The 19,447-nt window shown below is 62.5% G+C and carries 18 protein-coding genes; 13 read left to right on the top strand and 5 right to left on the bottom strand.

The genetic code is table 11. From position 1 onward, the window contains the following. Positions 1-4 precede the first annotated feature (4 nt). Positions 5-949 (bottom strand): PRC-barrel domain-containing protein, encoded by a 945-nt coding sequence (locus ACDC66_RS01520; RefSeq protein ID WP_376694905.1) that lies wholly within the window; start codon positions 947-949, stop codon positions 5-7. Between the two features lie 317 nt (positions 950-1,266). Between ACDC66_RS01520 and ACDC66_RS01515 the strand changes: the two genes are divergently transcribed. From ACDC66_RS01515 to ACDC66_RS01460, 12 genes are read left to right on the top strand one after another with little or no spacing between them, the layout of a single operon-like run. Further along, the gene (locus tag ACDC66_RS01515) at positions 1,267-1,902 is read left to right on the top strand and encodes an XrtA/PEP-CTERM system exopolysaccharide export protein (RefSeq protein ID WP_376694904.1); all 636 of its coding nucleotides are present in this window, start codon (positions 1,267-1,269) and stop codon (positions 1,900-1,902) included. Between the two features lie 9 nt (positions 1,903-1,911). Further along, positions 1,912-3,456 (top strand): XrtA system polysaccharide chain length determinant, encoded by a 1,545-nt coding sequence (locus tag ACDC66_RS01510; protein ID WP_376694903.1) that lies wholly within the window; start codon positions 1,912-1,914, stop codon positions 3,454-3,456. Then, a complete protein-coding gene (locus tag ACDC66_RS01505; RefSeq protein WP_376694902.1) occupies positions 3,453-4,235 on the top strand; it encodes a CpsD/CapB family tyrosine-protein kinase in 783 nt (260 codons plus the stop codon). The genes ACDC66_RS01510 and ACDC66_RS01505 overlap by 4 nt, the downstream gene beginning before the upstream one ends. Beyond that, positions 4,232-5,563, top strand: a complete 1,332-nt coding sequence (locus tag ACDC66_RS01500) for a hypothetical protein (protein ID WP_376694901.1) — start codon at positions 4,232-4,234, stop codon at positions 5,561-5,563. The genes ACDC66_RS01505 and ACDC66_RS01500 overlap by 4 nt, the downstream gene beginning before the upstream one ends. A gap of 10 nt (positions 5,564-5,573) precedes the next feature. Further along, complete coding sequence (locus ACDC66_RS01495) at positions 5,574-6,794, top strand: glycosyltransferase (protein WP_376694900.1); 1,221 nt, start codon at positions 5,574-5,576, stop codon at positions 6,792-6,794. After that, entirely contained in the window at positions 6,791-7,888 is a 1,098-nt protein-coding gene (locus ACDC66_RS01490; protein ID WP_376694899.1) for a glycosyltransferase, read from the top strand. Before ACDC66_RS01495 ends, ACDC66_RS01490 begins: the two co-directional genes overlap by 4 nt. Further along, positions 7,885-9,174: an O-antigen ligase family protein gene (locus tag ACDC66_RS01485; RefSeq protein ID WP_376694898.1), complete on the top strand. Its 1,290-nt coding sequence runs from the start codon at positions 7,885-7,887 to the stop codon at positions 9,172-9,174. Before ACDC66_RS01490 ends, ACDC66_RS01485 begins: the two co-directional genes overlap by 4 nt. Then, positions 9,171-9,989, top strand: a complete 819-nt coding sequence (locus ACDC66_RS01480) for a polysaccharide deacetylase family protein (protein ID WP_376694897.1) — start codon at positions 9,171-9,173, stop codon at positions 9,987-9,989. The genes ACDC66_RS01485 and ACDC66_RS01480 overlap by 4 nt, the downstream gene beginning before the upstream one ends. After that, complete coding sequence (locus tag ACDC66_RS01475; protein WP_376694896.1) at positions 9,986-11,104, top strand: glycosyltransferase; 1,119 nt, start codon at positions 9,986-9,988, stop codon at positions 11,102-11,104. Before ACDC66_RS01480 ends, ACDC66_RS01475 begins: the two co-directional genes overlap by 4 nt. Before the next feature lie 3 nt (positions 11,105-11,107). After that, on the top strand, positions 11,108-12,406 hold the full coding sequence (locus ACDC66_RS01470; RefSeq protein WP_376694895.1) for a glycosyltransferase: 1,299 nt from the start codon (positions 11,108-11,110) through the stop codon (positions 12,404-12,406). After that, complete coding sequence (locus ACDC66_RS01465) at positions 12,400-13,737, top strand: nucleotide sugar dehydrogenase (RefSeq protein ID WP_376694894.1); 1,338 nt, start codon at positions 12,400-12,402, stop codon at positions 13,735-13,737. The genes ACDC66_RS01470 and ACDC66_RS01465 overlap by 7 nt, the downstream gene beginning before the upstream one ends. A 21-nt stretch (positions 13,738-13,758) precedes the next feature. After that, positions 13,759-14,499, top strand: a complete 741-nt coding sequence (locus ACDC66_RS01460) for a YdcF family protein (RefSeq protein ID WP_376694893.1) — start codon at positions 13,759-13,761, stop codon at positions 14,497-14,499. On the opposite strand, the gene ACDC66_RS01455 is transcribed toward ACDC66_RS01460, so the two are convergent. The 3 genes from ACDC66_RS01455 to ACDC66_RS01445 all read right to left on the bottom strand — a co-directional run bounded on the left by ACDC66_RS01455 (position 14,471) and on the right by ACDC66_RS01445 (position 17,491). Beyond that, the gene (locus tag ACDC66_RS01455; RefSeq protein ID WP_376694892.1) at positions 14,471-15,673 is read right to left on the bottom strand and encodes a GNAT family N-acetyltransferase; all 1,203 of its coding nucleotides are present in this window, start codon (positions 15,671-15,673) and stop codon (positions 14,471-14,473) included. The genes ACDC66_RS01460 and ACDC66_RS01455 overlap by 29 nt on opposite strands. A gap of 35 nt (positions 15,674-15,708) precedes the next feature. After that, positions 15,709-15,927 carry a hypothetical protein gene (locus ACDC66_RS01450; protein WP_376694891.1) on the bottom strand — a complete coding sequence of 73 codons (219 nt, stop codon included), beginning with the start codon at positions 15,925-15,927 and terminating at the stop codon, positions 15,709-15,711. Between the two features lie 118 nt (positions 15,928-16,045). Next, the gene (locus ACDC66_RS01445; RefSeq protein WP_376694890.1) at positions 16,046-17,491 is read right to left on the bottom strand and encodes a lipopolysaccharide biosynthesis protein; all 1,446 of its coding nucleotides are present in this window, start codon (positions 17,489-17,491) and stop codon (positions 16,046-16,048) included. 173 nt (positions 17,492-17,664) lie between these two features. On the opposite strand from ACDC66_RS01445, the gene ACDC66_RS01440 reads away from it, so the two are divergent. Next, positions 17,665-17,787, top strand: a complete 123-nt coding sequence (locus tag ACDC66_RS01440; protein ID WP_376694889.1) for a hypothetical protein — start codon at positions 17,665-17,667, stop codon at positions 17,785-17,787. Between the two features lie 77 nt (positions 17,788-17,864). Here ACDC66_RS01440 and ACDC66_RS01435 read toward each other — a convergent pair whose 3' ends face one another. Next, on the bottom strand, positions 17,865-19,364 hold the full coding sequence (locus tag ACDC66_RS01435; protein WP_376694888.1) for a right-handed parallel beta-helix repeat-containing protein: 1,500 nt from the start codon (positions 19,362-19,364) through the stop codon (positions 17,865-17,867). Between the last annotated feature and the right edge of the window lie 83 nt (positions 19,365-19,447).

Raw genomic sequence — 19,447 nt, 5'->3', positions numbered from 1 at the left:
CGTATTACTGGCGAGACTTCTTATCTTCGCGAGAATACTTCGGAGCATCTTTCAGGCTCTCTGCGTTCAGATCGGTTGTCAGAGTGATTTCATCACCATCAACACTACGTTCGATCTGATCCCAGGAGATTGCCACGTCACGCTCACCGAGACCCATGACGCCGCCGACACTGATGACCAGCGCCATCACCTGGCCATTCTCGTCCAGCACGAGGTCGCTTACTTCGCCGATAGACTCGTTGTTGCTTCGGCTTGTCACTTCGTGACCGATCAGATTGTCAGAGTGATAGCCACGAGGGGGGATAGCTGCCAGGAATTGGCTATGAGCGATTTCGCTCGCATCCGACTTGTTCTTGTCTGACGCGGTTGACGCAGTCGCAGGCTTCGCCGGGCGGTTGGCATCTTGGCGTTTCTCGGCACGTTGCGGGTCCTGGCTGGAGTACGTCGTATCTCTAGAGTCCTTCACTTCGCTAGAGTAATCCGGCGCGTCCTTCAGGGCCTGCTCGGTCTGGTTAACCATGAGAGTGGTTTTGTCACCATCAACACGACGTTCGATCTGATTCCATGCGATCGCGACATCACGCTCACCCATGCCAAGAGTGCCACCGACGCTGAGGATCACTGCGACGATATGGCCGTTTTCGTCCAGCAGCAGGTTGCTGATCTCGCCGACAGATTTGTTGTTGGACCGGCTCATGACTTGCTGACCAATCAGACTATCGGAGTGATAGCCACGGGCAGGCCTGGTTTCAAAGAAATCCTTGTCAAGGCTCGCCTGCGCCCTTGTCGTAGCGCGCTGATCTTGAGGGTTCGAGCCGAACGCCGAACTGGTTTTTGCCGAGTCTTGAGGATCGTCGCGCTTTTCATCCTGAGCATTCGCCATCGGCACACCCAGTGCCAGGGCCGGCAACAGAACAGCTGCGCATTTAAGGGAAGTTAATGTGTTCATAAAGATTCTCCGGTTTTTTTCCGGGGTGACCCAATTGTCACCCAGCACCCATCGGACAACCAGAATCTATCCGGCTGCCAATAGGGAGCCAGTATTGATCGCTGTAATCGCCGGGTCTGTTCGTTGAGACACATGACCGGGTTCATCCGTCCATTGAGGAGCGACTGACCAGATCGAAAGTAACCGCCGCCCAATGTTCGCTTGCGCACAGATAGGAATCAGTCCCGGCGCTAGATTATCGACACGAGAAATATCACTTTTCCCAGAGCGGTCAGGGATGGTTTTCCCTGTCCGAGCGACTACCGGAGGGTTGTCTGATGTTGCATTCAAGCTATAGCCGTTTGCTGGTCCCGTTCTCCCTAGCCATTCTGATGGTGCTGGGTGGTTGCGCGGGCCAGTCTACGAAGAACTCCGCGCCTTCGGTCGAGACCGCCATGCCGGCGGAGGACTATCTGATCGGTGTCGACGACATGATCGAGGTCAGTGTCTGGAACCATCCCGACCTGGGTGTCACGGTGCCGGTTCGCGCCGACGGCATGATCACCATTCCCCTGATCGGTGACGTGCAGGCCGGTGGTCGGCGTCCGACGGATGTGGCCGCCGAGGCGAGCCAGGCCTTGGAGGAATTCGTTCATGAACCCCAGGTGACCGTTATCGTCGCCGAATTGCGAAGCCATGAATATCTCTCCCGGGTCCGCGTAACCGGAGCGGTGCGTACACCGGTCTCCCTGCCTCATCGCCAGGGAATGACGGTTCTCGATGCCATTCTCGCCGCCGGCGGCCCGAATGAGTTTGCCGCCGCCAATCGCAGTTCACTGCATCGCCAAACGGGCAACGGCTCATTTGCCACCTACGACCTGCCCCTGCAGCGCATGCTCGAAGAAGGTGACTTGAGTGCCAACCACTTGCTGGCACCGGGTGATGTCGTCGTCGTACCCCAACGACTCTTCTAGGAACCAGCCATGAATCAGCTACCCGGCAGTACCCAGCCCTTGCCTCTGATCGAACTCATCCCGGCCAGTCTGCGTGAAATGCAGCGCCGCCTGCTCACACTGGTGATGCTGTTCGTGGTGATCGCACTGATCAGTCTGGGGATTGCCTATTCCTGGCCCAAGCAGTACCACGCTTCAACCACCATCCTGGTTTCCGAAGACAACATCATCCGCCAGTTGATGGAGGGTCGGGCAGTGGCCACCAGCGTCTACGACCGCGCGGCCATAGCCCGCGAAGTTGTTTTCAGCCGCAGAGTCATGGACCAGACTCTGGAAGCAGGTGGCTGGTCGGTGAGTGACTTGGACCAGGCCGAACGTGACCGCCTGGCTGACAACATCGAGGGCAGAACATCAATCGGGTCACCGCGCGAGAACCTGATTCAGATTGAGTACTGGGATACTGAGCCGGGCCGCGCCCAGAAGGTCACCGCCAGCTTCGCCGAAAGGTTCATGGCTGAAAGCGCGGAGGCCAAGCGGCAAGAAAGTCGTGAAGCCTATGAATTCATCGCCGGCCAGGTCGACGAGTACCACAACCGACTGGTCGACGCCGAGAGCCGCCTGAAGCAGTTTCTGGAGACCAGGCCGGACGCCCAGCCCGGCTCCGGCATGGAAGTCAACGCGCGGGTGGCCGAATTACGACGCAACCTGGAAAACTGGCAGATGGAACAACAGGAGCTACGCTCACGGATGCTCGCCTTGCAGGGCCAGCTGGGGGAACTTGGCTCCGATACGCAGCTCGACAGTTATCAGAACCAGCTTCGCGCGCAGATCGCGCGCCTTCAAAGTGAGCTTGACACTCAAATGCTGGATCTGACCCCGCGCCACCCGGACGTTGTTCGTACCCGCCACCGGATCGAAGCACTCAGGGAAGAGATGGCCGCCGCGGGCGATCGCATTCGCCGGGGCGAGGACAGCAGCCGCACGCTGCACAGCCCCCTGCACCAGGAACTGGGCAGTACCCAGGCCAGCGTGAGTCGCGAGATTGCCGGTTACGACGCACGCATTCGCTCCGGGGAGGCCTTGCTGGCCAACGAGATCGAGCGGGGTCGTCGCGTGGCCGACAGCGACATGGAACTGGCCGAGCTCAGTCGCGACCACGAGGTCAATCAGGAAATCTACGCCGACCTGCTCAACCGACTCGAAAACGCCCGGCTGTCCATGCACATGGATGAAACGGGTAATGGATTGACCTTCAGCATTCACGAACCCGCCATCGAACCCGCCCGTCCATCGGGCCTTCGCTTCCTGCATATTGCCGCGGGTGGCCTGACGGCTGCTTTTGCGATGCCCCTGGGGCTGATCCTGTTACTGGTTCGGCTCGATCCCCGGGTGCGCTCACCCGAGTCGCTCGAGCGGGCCGCCGATTTGCCATTGCTGGTCGCCATGCCGCGCTACTGGACCGACGCTGATCGGCGTCAATGGTGGCTGCGGGTGCGCCTGTCGATACTGGCCGTGGCGCTGACGCTGCTGGCCTTTGCTGGAGCAGGCTGGATGCGCCTGACGATAAGCGGATGAAAACCGAATTTCACAAGATGATCGATTCGGACCTGGTTGATTCAGACAGCGGCAGTACCGAAGCGAATGCCGAACAGGATCTGGTTTCGTCACGGCAGTCCATCGCGCGCATGCCCCAAGGCAAGGAACTCAAACCGGAGCAACTCGTCGAGCGGCGCATGATCCATGCCGGCCTGTCCGACTACCGCGAGCTCGACCTGTTTCGCGAGTTGCGTGCCAACGTGCTGCAAAGCAGCGCCCGTCGCAACCCGGTCATTCTGGTCACCGGCGTGAGCGCTGAATGTGGAACCAGCTTTCTGGCACGCAACCTGGCGGTCTCGATTGCCTTCGATGAGGCCCGCACCGCCATTCTCATGGACTGCAATCTGCGACGGCCGGCCGTGGCCAGTAACTTCTCTCTGACCGAAAAGTCCACGGGCCTGCTGGACCTGTTCGGACAAGGCGATCAGGACCTGGCCAGAATCATCCATCACAGCGGCATTCCGCGCCTGAGGGTGATTCCGGCCGGCAGCGGCTCCCTGCGCGGCCTGGAGTACTTCGCGTCAGTCCGCATGCACGCGCTGATCCGGGAAATCAGCACGCGTTACGAAGATCGCAGCCTGATCATCGACGCGCCACCGGCCCTGGGGTCGCCCGATGCGCGAATCCTGGCCGAGCATGCCGACCTGGTCGTGATCGTGGCCGGTGAAGCCCTCCATCGAGCCGAGACGATCCGTCGGGCCACGAAAGTTTTCCCCCGGGAACGCCTGGCCGGGGTCGTATTCAACCATCTGCCATGAAAAATTCAAGCCTTGTCTACCCGGCCGCGATTGTCGTCCTGATGCTGGCGGCCGGTTCCCAAGCCGCGCACGCTCAGGACACGGATTCTGTCACGGAGCCGGAACTCTATCAGCTGGACTTCGAGCTGGGCCTGGAGCACAGCGACAACCGGGCGCGCACCAGTCCCCCCGGGAGCAGCGAAACCGCCCTCGTGCCAAGGGTGATCCTGGATCTGTCGCGTTCCGGCCGTCGCATGAGCTTGCGTGTGGCCGGCGACGCCGAACACCGGCAGCCCCTCAGCGGCCCCTTCGGCAGTGACTCCCAGGCCAACCTGGCCGGACGGCTGAACTGGCACCTGGTGCATGAAAGCCTGGACTGGATCGTCGAGAACGTGACCAGCGGATCGCCGCTTGATCTGACCCGCGAGGACACCCCCGAGAACCGCCAGCAGACCAACGTATTCAGTACCGGGCCACGCTGGGCTCTGCGGCCGGCAGCGCCCTTGAGCGGCCTGTTCGACGCGCGCTACATCCATAGCTATGCTCAGGACACCGATGCCTTCAACAGCGATCGACTGATGCTGGCGGCCCGGGCACTGCGTCGGATCGCGCCCGGTCAAACCTTCTCGGTCGGCGTTGAAGGAACCGAGGTTCGTTATCGCGACGAGGAGTTTGAAGCCGCCGACTATGAGCGGCTCGACCTGGTCGGACGCTACCGCACCACGCGCGCGGAACTCGACCTGGATATTGCCGCCGGTCGCAGCCGGATCGACCTGGATAGCGGCGAACAGCTCGAGGGCAACCTGGTTCGCCTGCGACTGGCCTGGACCATCAGCGACCGAAACATGCTGGTGGCCAGCGCCGGGCACGAACTGTCCGACAGCGTGCGCCAGCTTGCCGCCGACATCGAGCAACTCGACCTGCCGATAGCCAGCAACCGGCGATTGCCGATCGGCAATGAGTTCTATGTGCTCGACAGTCTGTCGCTCGGATGGCACTACCGGTTCGGTCGTCTGGACGGTTCACTGACCGCAGGATGGCGCGACTACCAGTTCGAGCTCGATCCGCTGCTCGATAACGAAGAACGGGGCATTGCCCTGGGCCTGAGCTGGCGCCTGTCGCCAACCATGGCGTTGCAAGGCGAGCTTGGCCTGGACCGGCGCGAATTCCGGGACGAGAATCGGCGTGACGAGGATGCCCGGGCATCGCTGTTTCTGGCGCGCCAGTTCAACCCGCGCTGGTCCGGCCGCGTCGGCGCCATTCGCCATGAACGCGATAGCAACATCAGGGGTGAGGACAGCCGCGAGAACATCCTTGCGGTTTACCTGACCTACCATGCCGGTTACTGATCAACATCCGATGAGCGCCTCACTGGAACTGCCGGTGACTTCCCCGGTAATGGAGGCCGGAAGCCGATCCTCGTTGGAGGCGGGTGGTGATCGACTGCGCATCCTGGTGGTTACCGATACCGACCTGGTGCTGCGCGGCGGCAGCGAGCGTTTCCTGGCTTATCTGCTGCAGGGGCTGGATCCGGATCGATTCTCGGTCGATGTCGTCCAGCTCGATCAGGCCGAACCCTGCCTGGACCGGCAGCCCATCCCGATCTCGGGCAGTAATCTCCGGCTCGAATATCGTCCGGTCGGCGCCATTTACGGCGTTTCGGCCTGGAAAGTCTGGCGTGAACTGCGCGCCCGGGTCGGGCGTGGCGACTATGACCTGGTCCAGTCGCAGCATGAAAAATCCGACCTGTTGTGCGCCTTGCTGCCCACCGGCCCGTTGCGCATCAGCAACCGTCGCGATACCGGCTTTCAGAAGGGGTTGATGCTGCGCCTGCTTTTCTTGTTGCTCAATCATCGCTTCGACCTGTTCATCGCCCCGGCGCGGGCCATCCTGGCTCGGCTGGTCGAACGCGAAGGCGTTGATCCGGGACGGACCCATTGCCTGCCCAATGGCGTGGACTGCGAGCACTTCTTGCCCTCGAGCGATGCGGAGCGGATTGCACAGAGACAGCTGCATGCCCTGCCCCCGGAGCAGTACCTGTTCGGCTGTGCAGCCCGCATGGTGCCGGTAAAGCGGCACCGGGATCTGATCGACGCATTCGCCCGCGTGGCCGGGGTCCATCCGCAGGCCAGCCTGGTCCTGATCGGCGACGGGCCGCTTGAATCCGGCCTGCGCGACCAGGTCGCCCGGCACAATCTGACGGACCGGGTCATCTTTCATGGCGAAGAACGGAACATGGCCGGCCTCCTGCCGTTGCTCGATGCATTTGTCCTGGCGTCGAGCACCGAGGGGCTGTCGAACGCCATCCTGGAGGCCATGGCCTGTGGCCTGCCGACCATCGCGACGGCGGTAGGCGGCAACACCGAACTGGTGGAGCCCGGCTTGACCGGATTCCTGGTACCGCCGCGGGCGCCCGATCAGATCGCCCTGGCAATGGGGGAGTTTCTGACCCGCCCGGAACTGGGCCGGACCATGGGGCGCCAGGCCCGCACGCGGGCAGTCGCGCATTTTTCCCTGCCGGGCATGTTGGCCAGATTCTCTTCGTTCTACCGGGACTGCCAGCCGGAGATCGTCCGTTGAGGTATGCAATCACTCACCTGCGTTCCAGCAGCGGGCTTTACGGGGCCGAGCAGATGGTCCTGGAACTGTGCCGTCAGCAGGCTGCACATTACCCGAAAACCCGGCTGCTGGTGTTTGCGCCGGTCGGGCGGGACCCACCCGATCTCTTGCTTGAGGGCCAATCGCGCCAGTTGCCCGTCTCAGCCCTGCCCTGCCGCGGTCCTTTCGATCCGGCCTGCGTTCTCGACCTGCGCCGGCGCCTGCGCGCCGATACCGAAAGCAACCAGGCCGTACTGCACTGCCACGACTACAAATCGGTGGTCTACGGCGGGCTGGCCTCGGCCGGCATCCCGGTCACCCGTATTGCAACGCTGCACGGCTGGCTGGACGACCGTCGCAGGCTGCGCCTGTACCACTGGTTGGAAGCCCGGATGCTGCAAGGCTTTCAGCGTGTTTGCGCCGTATCGCCGGCAATTGCCGAGCGCTTGTCCGAACAGGGCCTGGACCCGGCGCTGATCTGCCGGGTCAACAACGGCATCGATGTCGCCCGCTTTCGGCCGCGCCGAAACAGCCACGCCGGCCCCGGCCGCCTGCTGCTCGGCACCGCAGCGCGCCTGTCGCCGGAGAAGAACCTGAAGATGCTCATCCGCGTGGTCGCGGCCTGCCGCGACCAGGGGCATGTGTTCAATCTGGAAATCATGGGCGAGGGGCCGCAGCGGGCCGAACTCGAGGCACTGGTCAGGCAGTTGGGCCTGGAAGAGCAGGTGCGGCTGCCGGGCAGCATGAATGGACTCGAGCACTGGTATCCGCGCCTGGATGCGTTTGTCCTGCCCTCCCTGAAAGAAGGCATGCCCCTGACGGTACTTGAATCGCTCGCCTGCGGCTGTCCGGTGATTGCCTCGGCCACCGGCGCCATTCCCGAATTGCTTGACGGGATACCCGGCTGCCAGACCGTCCCCCCGGGGGATGAGGCCGGCCTGACCGAGGCGCTGTTGAAGCTGCCCGCCGCCGGGCTGCCGCTGATGGCGGCTCACCGTCGTGTCAGCCGGCACTATTCCGGCGCACACATGGCCACCCGCTACAGCGGCATCTACCGCTCGGCGGTGAACGGGTGAACACGACCGCGGTCGAGTCGAATACGGTCGCGGCCCCGGATTACGCGGCGCCGGCGCCCCAGAACTGGGCGCTGTACCTGTTCGTGGTCCTGATACCGCTTCAGAACGTCTACCTGCAGTACGCGCCCGACTTCGGCGGCGGCCTGAACTTTCTCAACCTGATGCTCATTGCGTCTTTCCTGATGGCACTGCGCTGCGGCGGCGGACTGGTGCGCGGTGCAGGCGTCAATGGCTGGGTCATGATCTATATAGCCGGCTGCGCGCTGGCCTTCATGAACGGCCTGGACAATGTGGCCGACCCGACCGGCCACGGCCATGCCCTCAAGGACCAGCTTATCGCCGTGGCCTTCGTTTTTCTCGCCCAGATGAGCGTGACCGACCGGGTCGGCCTGCACCGCATGTATGTGGCCTCGCTGCTGCCGCTGCCCTACATTTTTTATGTTCTTCGCGACCAGAATGCCGCTGTCAGCAGCTGGCATTACAGCGACCAAATGCGTATCAACGCGACCTTCATGGAACTGGGCGCCAACGAAATGGCGGCCTTTTTCGTCACCGCATGCCTGGTGGCGTTCGGGTTGCTCATCGGTGCCCGGGTCGGCAAGGGCTGGCGGGCGGTGTATGCACTGGCTGCCGTGTTGGCGTCCATCGGCGTGGTGCTGAGTTACTCGCGCACCGCCTATATCGCCATCCTGGCCGGCCTGGCTGTCGTCCTGCTGCTTTCCAAAGCCCGGATGAAGCTGTTGCTGCCGGCCCTGGCCGTGCTTCTGATTCTGCCCCTGTTCATGCCGCCGGCCGCGGTGGAGCGATTCGACAGCATCTCGATCGAAGAGGACTTGCGCGACGAAAGTACGGACTCTCGCTTCGTGTTCTGGGCAGAGGCTATCCACCACTTTCAGGAAAACCCGCTCATCGGCGTCGGGTTGCATAACTTTCACCATGCCGAATTCAGCTCTCACGAAATGGATGTGCACAATTTCTACCTCCGCGAACTGGTGGAAAAAGGCGTACTTGGGGCAGTGATCCTGCTCGGGCTGATCTGGAGTGTCACCCGACTTCTTTGGCGAGGGCTGGCCATCGCCGAACCCGGCAGCTGGTACGGCGGCCTGATGCTGGGTTTGGCCGGCGCCTGGATCGCGCTAATGATCGGCAACGTCTTTGGTGATCGCTTCACGCATTACCCGATGATTGCTCATTTCTGGCTGTACCTGGGCCTGGCCCTGCGTGGCCTGCAATTGCGTTATGCCGAGCTGGATGCCCAGCCCGAAGAATTGGAGCGAGCCGGATGAGCGCGTCGACCGACCCGCCGCTGTCCCCACCCCCGGGCCGCCTGGTGGTGCTGATGTATCACGGCATCCATGAATCACGTGCCGATCGCGGCCGCTTCGATCCGCGCTACAGTCTGAGACCCGGGCAGTTCGCCGAGCAGATGCAAACCCTGCGTGAACTTCACCTGGCGGGCTGGTCGCCGGTGGCGGGTGAGGCTCTGGTGGCGCCGGAAGCTCCGGCGGGCCGGTATATGGTGCTGGTCACCTTCGACGATGGGGATGTCAGCAACCTCGAGCGGGCCCTGCCGATGCTCCAGGAATCAGGTCTGACCGCCGTCTTTTTCATTACCCGGAATTTTGTCGGTCAGCCCGGCATGATCTCGCGCGCCGGGATACGTGAGCTGGCCGATGCCGGCATGGTCATCGGTTCGCACGGGCTTTCGCATCAGTTTCTCAACACCTTGTCCCCGGCCACGCTGGCGATCGAGCTGTCCAGCAGCCGTGACTTTCTACAACAGCTCACCGGGCGACCGGTCTCGCTGCTTTCCCTGCCCGGCGGACGCGGCGGTCAACGCGAGATCGAGGCGGCGTATGCCGCCGGCTACCGCAGCGTGCTCGGTTCCAGGCCGGGCAACAACCTGAAAACGCCGGCCGGTGGCCTGATCGATCGGATCGTGATCTCGCGCCAGACCGACAGGCAAGCATTCAAACAACTGGTCCGCTGGCAGGGACCGGCGGTCTGGCGTCTATGCGCACGGCATCGCCTGCTTGGCTTGCCCAGGCGCTTGCTTGGCGACCGCGGTTACGATCGCCTGCGCCGGGTGCTAGTGCAATGATGGAAATCATCTTCATTGCTGCACTACTGCTGGCCGGCTGGACTTTCGCAGGCTATCCGGCGCTTGCGGTGGGGCTGGCGCGCAAGCGCGAGACACCCCCTTTGCCGGAGGGGGCCAGGTTCGCCGATGTGACCGTGGTCGTGGCGGCGCGCAACGAGGCCGGGCGGATTGGCGCGCGGGTGACCAACCTGCTCGAGTCCGACTATCCGGCGTCAAGCCTGAAGATACTGGTCATCGACGACGGCAGCACTGATGCCACCTCGGCAGCCGCGCTGGCCGGTGGAGACCCACGCGTCAGGGTTCTGAGCCTGCCCCGGTCGCTTGGCAAGGCCGCCGCCCTGAACGCGGGCATGGACCAGGTGGCAACGCCGCTGACCGTGTTCGCCGACGCCCGCCAGGCCTTCTCCGGTAATGCCATCGCGGCCCTGGTGAGCGCGTTTGCCGATACACGGGTCGGCGTGGCGGCCGGTCATCTGGTGCTGCCGGGGAACGAAAACAGCGGGCTTTACTGGCGCATCGAAAGCGCGTTGCGCCAGGCCGAGTCGAAGCTGGGCTGGGCCCATGCGGCCAGCGGCTCCATCTATGCCATTCGCACCCCCCTGTATCAAACGCTGCCCGACGGCTTGCTGCTGGACGATGTCTGGATTCCGCTGCACGCGCTCAAACGCGGCTTTCGAATCGTCGATGTACCGGAGGCGCTGGCCCTGGAGCCCGAAGCCGTCGACCCGGCCGTGGAATTCCGGCGCAAGCTCAGAACCCTGGTCGGCAACTGGCAGCTGATGACGGCCGCGCCCTGGCTGCTGAACCCGCGGCGCAATCCGGTGTTCTTTCCCTGGCTGTCGCACAAACTGGCGCGACTGCTGGCCCCCTGGGCATTGCTGCTGGCGCTGATCGCTTCGATGCTCTCGACCAGCCCCTGGATGCACTGGGCACTGGTCGCGCAGCTGCTGGCCTATGCGATCGCGACCACAGCCCTGCTGGCCCCCGGTGCGGCCCGTCGGGTGCCGCTTGCCACCGCCGCCGGCAGCTTTCTTTTGCTCAACCTGGCAGCCCTGCTGTCGCTACCTCGGTTTCTGCTCCGACCGGACCAGTCCGCTCTGTGGAGACGAGACTAAGTCATGGCGCGCATCCTGTTCGTCACCAGCCGCTTGCCGTATCCGCCCTCCGAGGGCCATCAGCTGCGCGCCTGGCACCTGCTGCGAGCCGCTGCCAGGGATCATCGAGTCACCCTCCTGAGCCTGCGGCGCCCGGACGAACAGCCGCTGCCGGAACACTTACCCGGCATCGACCTGGATGGCGTCCACCAGATCGATCTGCCGGCCCTGGGATTGCCGCACCGGGTCGCGGGCCTGGCGCTGCGCGGACTGCTGCCGGGGCGAACCCTGCTCGACCTGCGCTACCGACCGCCTGCCCTGCAACAACGCTTCGATCAGCTGGTGCATCAGGCCGACCTGGTGCATCTGGACATCCTGGCCGTGGCCGGCCTGCTCGAGCGCGTACCCGACGGCATCCCGACCATACTCAACGAGCACAACGTCGAAAGCCTGCTGGCGCACAAGCGTGTTGCCATGGAAACGCAGCCGCTGAAACGCCTGCTGCTGCGGCTCAAGCACCGGGGGCTGGAACGTTTCGAACGCTCGGCCTGCACCCGCGCAAGTCGGGTGCTTGCGTGCTCGCAGGAGGATGCCGGGCGCCTGCAGGCGCTGGCGCCGGGCTGTCGGGTGGACATCGTGCCCAACGGGGTGGATCTCGAGGCATTCAGGCCGGGCAGTCCAGAAGACGAACAGCCCGGTGCGCTGGTGTTCGTGGGACACATGGGCTGGTTCCCGAATCGCGACGGCGTCGAGTATTTCATCGCCGAAATCCTGCCGCTGCTGGGAAACCGGAAGGGCCTGCACCTAGAGATCATTGGCCGCAACCAGAATCATTCCGTGCCACGGGCCGCGGCCGGGCGAGTGAGTTTCAGCGGCTTTGTCGATGACCTGCAAGCCCGGGTTCAGCGCGCCGCGGTGTTCATCGTGCCGCTGCGCGCCGGCAGCGGAACGCGGCTGAAAATCCTGGAAGCCATGGCACTGGGCAAGGCCATCGTCAGTACCCGGATCGGTGCAGAGGGTATTGGCCTGGTCGATGGGGACAGCGCCTGCCTGGCCGATACCCCGGCCGAGTTCGCTCGCGCCATCGACCGGCTGCTGGACGATCCCGAACTTCGGCGCAACCTGGGGCAGCGGGCCCGTCAGCTGGCCGAACAACGCTATGGCTGGACGGTGATCGGCGAGCGATTGCTGGCGGCCTACGAGTCCCTGCTGCAGGCGCAGCCCGATGGCAGCGTCGATTCAAAGCACCGGAAAGAGGGCCGGCCCCACGGCCGGGCCCATGGAAACACTGAACAGGAACCCGGGGAACAGCAACAATGTTGAGCGACATCACCACGCGGCTGGCCGAGCTTCGGGCCGGCCGGGCCAGCCTGGCGGTCATCGGCCTGGGTTATGTCGGCTTCCCGCTGGCCGTCCATTTCGGCCAGCACTTCAAAACGATCGGCTACGACAGCAACCGAAAGCGAGTCGACCAGCTCAACGACGGCGTGGATCTCACCCACGAAGTCGAAAGCGATCGAATCGATATGGCCGACAAGCTGGTTCTGACCAGTGATCCGGAAATGCTCAGCAACTGCCAGGTCTACGTCGTTGCGGTTCCGACGCCCATCGACCAGGCAAAGCGGCCGGACCTGGGCCCATTGCTGGCCGCCTCCCGGCTGATTGCCGGTCACCTCAAGGCAGGCGATGTGGTCATCTTCGAATCGACCGTCTATCCCGGGGCCACCGAAGAGGATTGTGTCCCCGTGCTGGAGCAAGGTTCGGGGCTGGTCTATCAGAGAGGTTCGGATCCCGCACCAGATGAAGCGGACCATCTGTTCTACTGCGGCTACAGCCCGGAGCGAATCAACCCCGGCGATCGGGCGCACAGGCTGGCCGACATCGTGAAGGTCACCTCCGGCAGCACCCCCATGGTGGCCGACTTCGTGGACCAACTCTATCTCAGCATCATTTCGGCCGGAACGTTCCGGGCCGAGAGCATCCGCATCGCCGAGGCGGCCAAGGTGATCGAGAACATCCAGCGCGATCTGAACATCGCCCTGGTCAACGAACTGGCCATTCTGTTCAATCGACTGGGTATCGATACCGCAAGCGTGCTGGCCGCGGCTGGATCGAAATGGAATTTCCTGCCGTTCAGCCCGGGCCTGGTGGGCGGTCACTGTATCGGGGTCGACCCGTACTACCTGACCTACAAGGCCCAGTCGATCGGCTTCCATCCCGAAGTCATCCTGGCCGGACGCCGGGTCAACGACGGCATGGGTATCTTTGTCGCCGGCGAGTTGATCAAGCTGATGGCGCGGGCCGGCGTCTACCGCCCCGGCGCCCGTGTGCTGGTGCTGGGCCTGAGTTTCAAGGAAAACTGTCCCGACCTGCGCAACACCCGCGTGATCGATGTCATCCGGGAGCTGGAATCATTCAATCTGTCCGTGGATGTACACGACCCCTGGGTCAGCGCAGAAGAAGTCCGCGAAACCCATGATCTGAACATGCTCGACACAGCACCCGAAGGAGCCTACGACGGTGTAATCATGGCCGTGGCACACCACCAATTCCTGAATCGCGAAAACGACCTGAAACAGCATCTCGTTCCCGGAGGCGTACTGTATGACGTGCGTTCGATCTTGCCGCGCGAGCTGGTCGACGGGCGGCTTTGACCCCATGCACGAAGATCGCCCATGACCTGGTACTCGCCACTTGTACCGCTGCTGGTCGGCATGCTGTTACTGGCTGTGTCCGCCTTCGGGTCCCGGCGACGTCTGGCCCTGTTTGGTCTATTACTGATTCTGCCGGCCTTTGCATTGATGACCCCGCTGGGGGCCAATCTGCTGGTACTGGTGATCGAACACCGAACCAAGGCAGCCGAAACGGCCCCGGTCTGCGACCGTGTTCAGGCCACGGTGCTGATGTCCGGCGGCCTGCGTCGTCCGGCTGAAACGGCTCGAGACTTCGGTGCGCTGACAGAAGAAAGCCTGGCCCGGATATTTGCCTGGCAGGAGCTCGATTCGATCGACAAAGCGCCGAACCTGCCCTTGATCATTTCAGGCGGCGGACCATTCCGTATCCCCGAGGCCGAGGTGGTCGGCACATTCCTCAACCTTCTCGTTCCCGAGCACCCGCCATTACAACTTGAAACGGTCTCGACAAATACCTGGGATAGTGCTCGGGCTGTGCGTAAGCTGCTGCCGGGGTCGATAAACCGCATCATGCTTGCATCCAGCGCGCTCCATCTACCGCGCGTAATGCTTGCTTTTGAAAAAGCCGGATTCGAGGTGTGCCCCTTGGCGCTGAATCGTCATTACCTGGCCGTGACTGGCTGGACAACCCTGCTGCCACAATCGTCATCACTGGCCAAGAGCGAGTCTGCTCTGCACGAGATTATTGGTGAAGTCAGCTACCGTCTGCGCGACGAAAGGTAGAAGCACCCGGCGCCCTCCGAAGGGCCGGCAACAATCTGCATTTGATGGCATGGGACAAGCGCCCCCGAATGGAGCCCGAATAGCAATGCAGCCAAGGGTGCCTGCGGGTGATATCGGTCCAGTGCATCTTGAATTCGTCTGAATCACCCAGCAGGTCCACTCCGACAAGGCCCTCTTCGTGGGCTCCTTGAAGAATGAGCCCAAGCAAAAGGGTGCCGGGCGAAAATCGGGCATGAGCAATGCTGTGGCCGGCCTTGAGAGAATAGAGACATCGATTCGCAATGATCGAATAGTCGAACGCAATGCGTTCATCGTCGATGGTCAGGAAGTGCAGGCGCAACTGTCCCCTGGCCGCCATGGCCTCCGCAAGCTCTTTGTAGAAGCCCTTGATCGCCGGCTGCGACGAGATGGCTGTTCGATTCGAGCCTTTCCAGCCTTCGCCCTCGATATGCAGGCCGTCGGCCACTCCCTGCGCAAGCGCATCGCCGCCGATCACTGTTTCAAGGCCGACGTTTCCGAGCGCAGCCAAGCGCCGCATCTTGCGTCGCAGTGCCTTGCGGAAGCCGGAACTGCGTAGTTCAAGATAATCTTCCCAAGAGGGTTGGATATCGATCCATGGTGATTGGGGTGCTTTCTGCCAGAGACGGTATTTCACGCCCTGCTCCATGGCCAGCCTGACAAAGTGGTCCGTAGTGATCGAATCGGCGCTCAGCCGGGGAAAATCGAGCACATCCCACTCATTTTGGAGCGTCATCAGGTGGTTCCAGATTGAACGATGAAGATGCTTATCGTCATCGGCCCGAACCAGGTCGAAGCGAGGCGTATGATCGTTTCCGATCGCAGCCAGTCTGCGCAAAGGGATGCCATGGCGCCATGTTCTTTCCAGCATCAGCGGAAGAACCGCGCGCAAACGGCCACGATCACTGGCCGTGACCAGGTATAGCCTGCGATGGCCGCCAAAGGCTCGCCACCAGGCAGCGAACCAGTCACAACTCAGAAAGGGATCCTGGTCTTCACCCCGCTGTCTTAATGCCTCCCACTCCGGACGAAGTCGTTCGAAAGCCGAGGCATCATTGAATACTGAAATGACAAGCCCACCCTGGGAAACCAGGGTTTCAGATGCTTGATCGTTCCCAAGGTATGACGCGGATTGCATGAAATCGGGTTTATCCATCGCAAAAAAGCCCCCGCCTGGGCAAGGGCTTCAAGTCAGGCTCGCTTGCTTTCACGCTTTGATCCACCGGGCTCACTGGTGGCAATCTTGCCCTTGCCCGGATTTTCCTGTTGTCTTGTGTCCGTCATGGTGTCATAGCCTTTGGAGGACTTGTCCTGGTGCGCCTGTTGCTCAGGATGGTCGCCATGGGATTTGTCCTTCTGCGCTTGTTGTCGGGGTTGACGCTTGTTGTCGGTTTTGTGCTCGGTAGTCATGGTTATTCCTCGGGTATGGATTGATGGGGGTGGATTGCCAGCCCAACCATCACACTAGGGACACGCCATGAGCCGTTCTGTACGTTGCACCACATCATGCTGATCTCCAGGTTCAGGTTCATGACTTGCTCATCGCGGCCAGGAACCGCTTGATTCCTGCGCGCAGCTTCCCGTCCATCGCAGCCAGCACCAGCGCAGGGAGCAAGACCGTCACGGTACCGGCCAGTAGTCTTGCAAACGGTGATTCGGCGCCAAAATATTCAATCTGGACCAGCAGCCCCAACATGATCGGGGCAAACAACGCAGCGCTGGCCAGGCGGGCGACAGGCGGCAGGTAGCGTAGTTCGGACGGACACTGCCACAACTGGACAAGCGCCAGGAAACCATAGCTGAGCAGGGTGGCAACAACGGCTCCGGTCACACCCCAGGCCAGAATCAGGGGCACGTTCAGCAACAGGTTCAGCACGGTCGCGGTCAGCATGATAACCAGTACTCGCAACGCCCGGCGCTGCAGTAGAAGACCGTACTGGGCAATCGTGAACAGAGAGTTCCAGACCATGCCGATAGCGATCGCCACGAACACCGGGGCCGAAGCGGCCTTGTCCTTTCCGGCCAGCAGTATCAGGAGATCCTGCCCGACACACAACAGCAGCGCAGTGGCCAGCCCCACGGCGAGCACCCAGACATCGAGCATGTCGCGCTTTAGCTCGACCACGGCTTGAGCACCGCTGGCCTTGTAGAGTCGCAACGCGGTCGGCAGGAAGGCTTCGTCCAGGGTCTTGCCCATCACCGCGGCAACGGCCATCGCCAATCCGTACCCAATGGTATAAATGCCGACTTCGGTAAAGCTGCCGGTCAACGTTCGCAGCAGGATACGGTCGGCGAAACCGAACAAAACCGAAACCAGCTCGGTGAACATCATCGGCACACCAAAGGCCAGGCCGGCGACAACCGGTGCGCGGCTTGGCCGGGTGATGCGACCGCGGCACCAGCGGCGGAACCACAGGGTCAGCCAGGCGGCAACCACGATCAGCACGACCAGGCGCGCACTGAACACACCAAGGGCACTGCGTTCGATCATCGCGATGGTCAGCAGCACCAGGGCCAGTTCGCTCCAGCGCCAGGCGATCTTGAGCCAGAGGGAGATGTCCGAGCGTTCCAGGGCGTACATGACCGCTTCGACGAAACTCGACCAGATCAGCAGTGGCAGGGTCAGGATCAGAACCCACAGGATGGGTTGATCGTCGGCCGGAAACCGATCGATCATCAGCACGACACTGGCCGCACACACCAGCCACAGCGACATCGACAGGGCAAAGGGCAGCAAAAGGTAGTCGGTGCGAAAGCGTCTCAGGGCGATGACCCCACCCTGATGCGGATAGAAACGCAGAATCGCGTGCTGCGCACCCAGCTTGAGCAGTCCGGCAATGACCAGCAGCCAGGCCTCGTAGTAGCCCAGGATCCCGAACTGGTGGTTGTCCAACAGCCGCGTCATGACCGGGAACGAGACGAAACCTGCGGCAATGACCATCAGGTTCCCGCCCAGATACCGCAGGTAATGCACGAGCACGCTCGTCGCGCCTGGGCGGGGCGAGCTCAAGCGGCACCTTTACCGGTATGGCGCCTCTGAACAGCTTCCCTGGCAACCGCGCTTATGTTTTCCATCGAACAGACTTCCGGGGGTGGCGGCCGGCAGTATGTGAGACAGAAACCTACAGCCTTGCGAGGCTTCCGTTCATGATCCACAAGACCCAAGCGCCACTGCCATACGAGTTCGGTTTTCTGGCCATTGCCGTTTACCGCCCGGGGCGCTGGAGCCGGACCAATCGTCCCTGCTGGCTGTCGCTGCCGGTGCAGTGACGTCATCATCTGCCGGCTTCAATTCCGGTTCTGTGCGCTATCGAACAGATGGCATTCACCGTACGGCATCAATCTGATCACTGACCGAAAGGGAGCTGACCTTGCTCAAACAGTTCGATACGATCGAGACGACCGTCATCACGGATCGCTTTCGCGCCGCAGCGATTGCCGGCCGGACAGAGACCGTCGCGAACCTGGTCGATGACATTGGCCTGCCAGTCCACCGCGCCTTGAGGCGAGGCGGCATAGAACAGGCAGGTTCTCTTTTTCGGATCATGCCAATAGTCGCTGCCAATCATCAGATTGCCGGCAAGCAGCAGGCGCGAGTAGCGATCACTATCCCCACTGCTGACCAGGCAGTTGCCCTGACCGGCAATGACATTATTGGTCAAGTGCGTTTGAGCCCCGTCGCTCAAGCCAACGTAGACGGCGTCTCCCAACGCGCGACAGTGATCGGAGTCGTGCATATTGGGCTGATCGGAAAAATGCCCGCAGTTGCCGATGATCACGCTGTCGCTGATCCGGCTGGCACGGGACACTTTGACCTGGTTGCCGGCGTTACCCTCGACCCGTGTACGTTCGATCGTGACCCGGCCGCCATCGGTCAGGTAAAGCAGGTCGAGGCCGTCGGACGTGTTGTGATGGACCCGGCTGTCTTCGAACACCCAGTGCCCTCCGGTGGCACCCGAACCCAGACCGTCTCCGTAGCCCCCGCCACCCTGCGCCCAGCAAGCGAAGGTTTCGCCATCGGGCCAGCGCTCGGCGCATCCATTGAAGGCGATTTCGACCTGGCGAAAGGTCAGTGTGCCGCTGTTGGCGCTGTCGGGACCGATGTCACCATCCCACCCGGACCAGCCATTGGCCCGAATGGCGACGCGCTCCAGCGTCCAGTCACTGAGACGGCCGGCAAAGATACCGCGATTGGCCATGCCGTGAATGTCGATATCCCGCAACGCTACATTATCGGAATCACGCGCCGAGATGCCGGTGGGCGCCCAGCGACCGAAGGGCGGCTCATTACGCTCGCAGGCAAGCACCTCGCCTTCGCACAAGCCGTTGTGGCAATGCGACTCGATGCAGCTGCTGCGGTCGGTAACCTCCAGACAAGCCAGTTCGACCTGGCTGCTGCCTTCGAGATTGATCACCATCCAGCTACGCTCGGTGCCCCACAACACCGGCGCCGATTCGCAACCGCTTTCAAAGCCGGCGCCGAGGATCCGGGTGGGTCGGTCCGGCGCCGGGCCACTGGGAATCATGGTCATGTGGCATTCCCAGGGATAGTCGCGCGCGCAAGCTTCGGTTGCCGGTGCGCCCAGGCCCATCATGTAGTGCCCGGGACCGATGTGCAGGGTATCGCCGCCGGCGATTCTGGCCGGGCCGCCGGGTGGCAGGGCAATGAAGGGATGCGCCCATGCGCACGGCTGCTTCGTGCCGGTGCCGCCGTAGGGGGCATCGACCAGCCCCGTGCACTCTTCGACGCTGCCGCCGTCGACGCGGACGTGCCAGGTTTCGGCCGCGCCTGCGGATGCGAGCAGGCTCAGGGTGAGGAAAAGCGAGACGATGGGGAAAACCGGCATGTCGAGGATGTTTCCTGGAATGAATGTTCGAGCGGGCGGGTCAGTGATCTGGGGCGAGTCTGGCACAATCCGGTCGCGGCATT

Source organism: Wenzhouxiangella psychrophila (assembly GCF_042310375.1).
Taxonomy (GTDB): domain Bacteria; phylum Pseudomonadota; class Gammaproteobacteria; order Xanthomonadales; family Wenzhouxiangellaceae; genus Wenzhouxiangella.
This window is presented reverse-complemented; position numbering and strand designations above follow the sequence as displayed.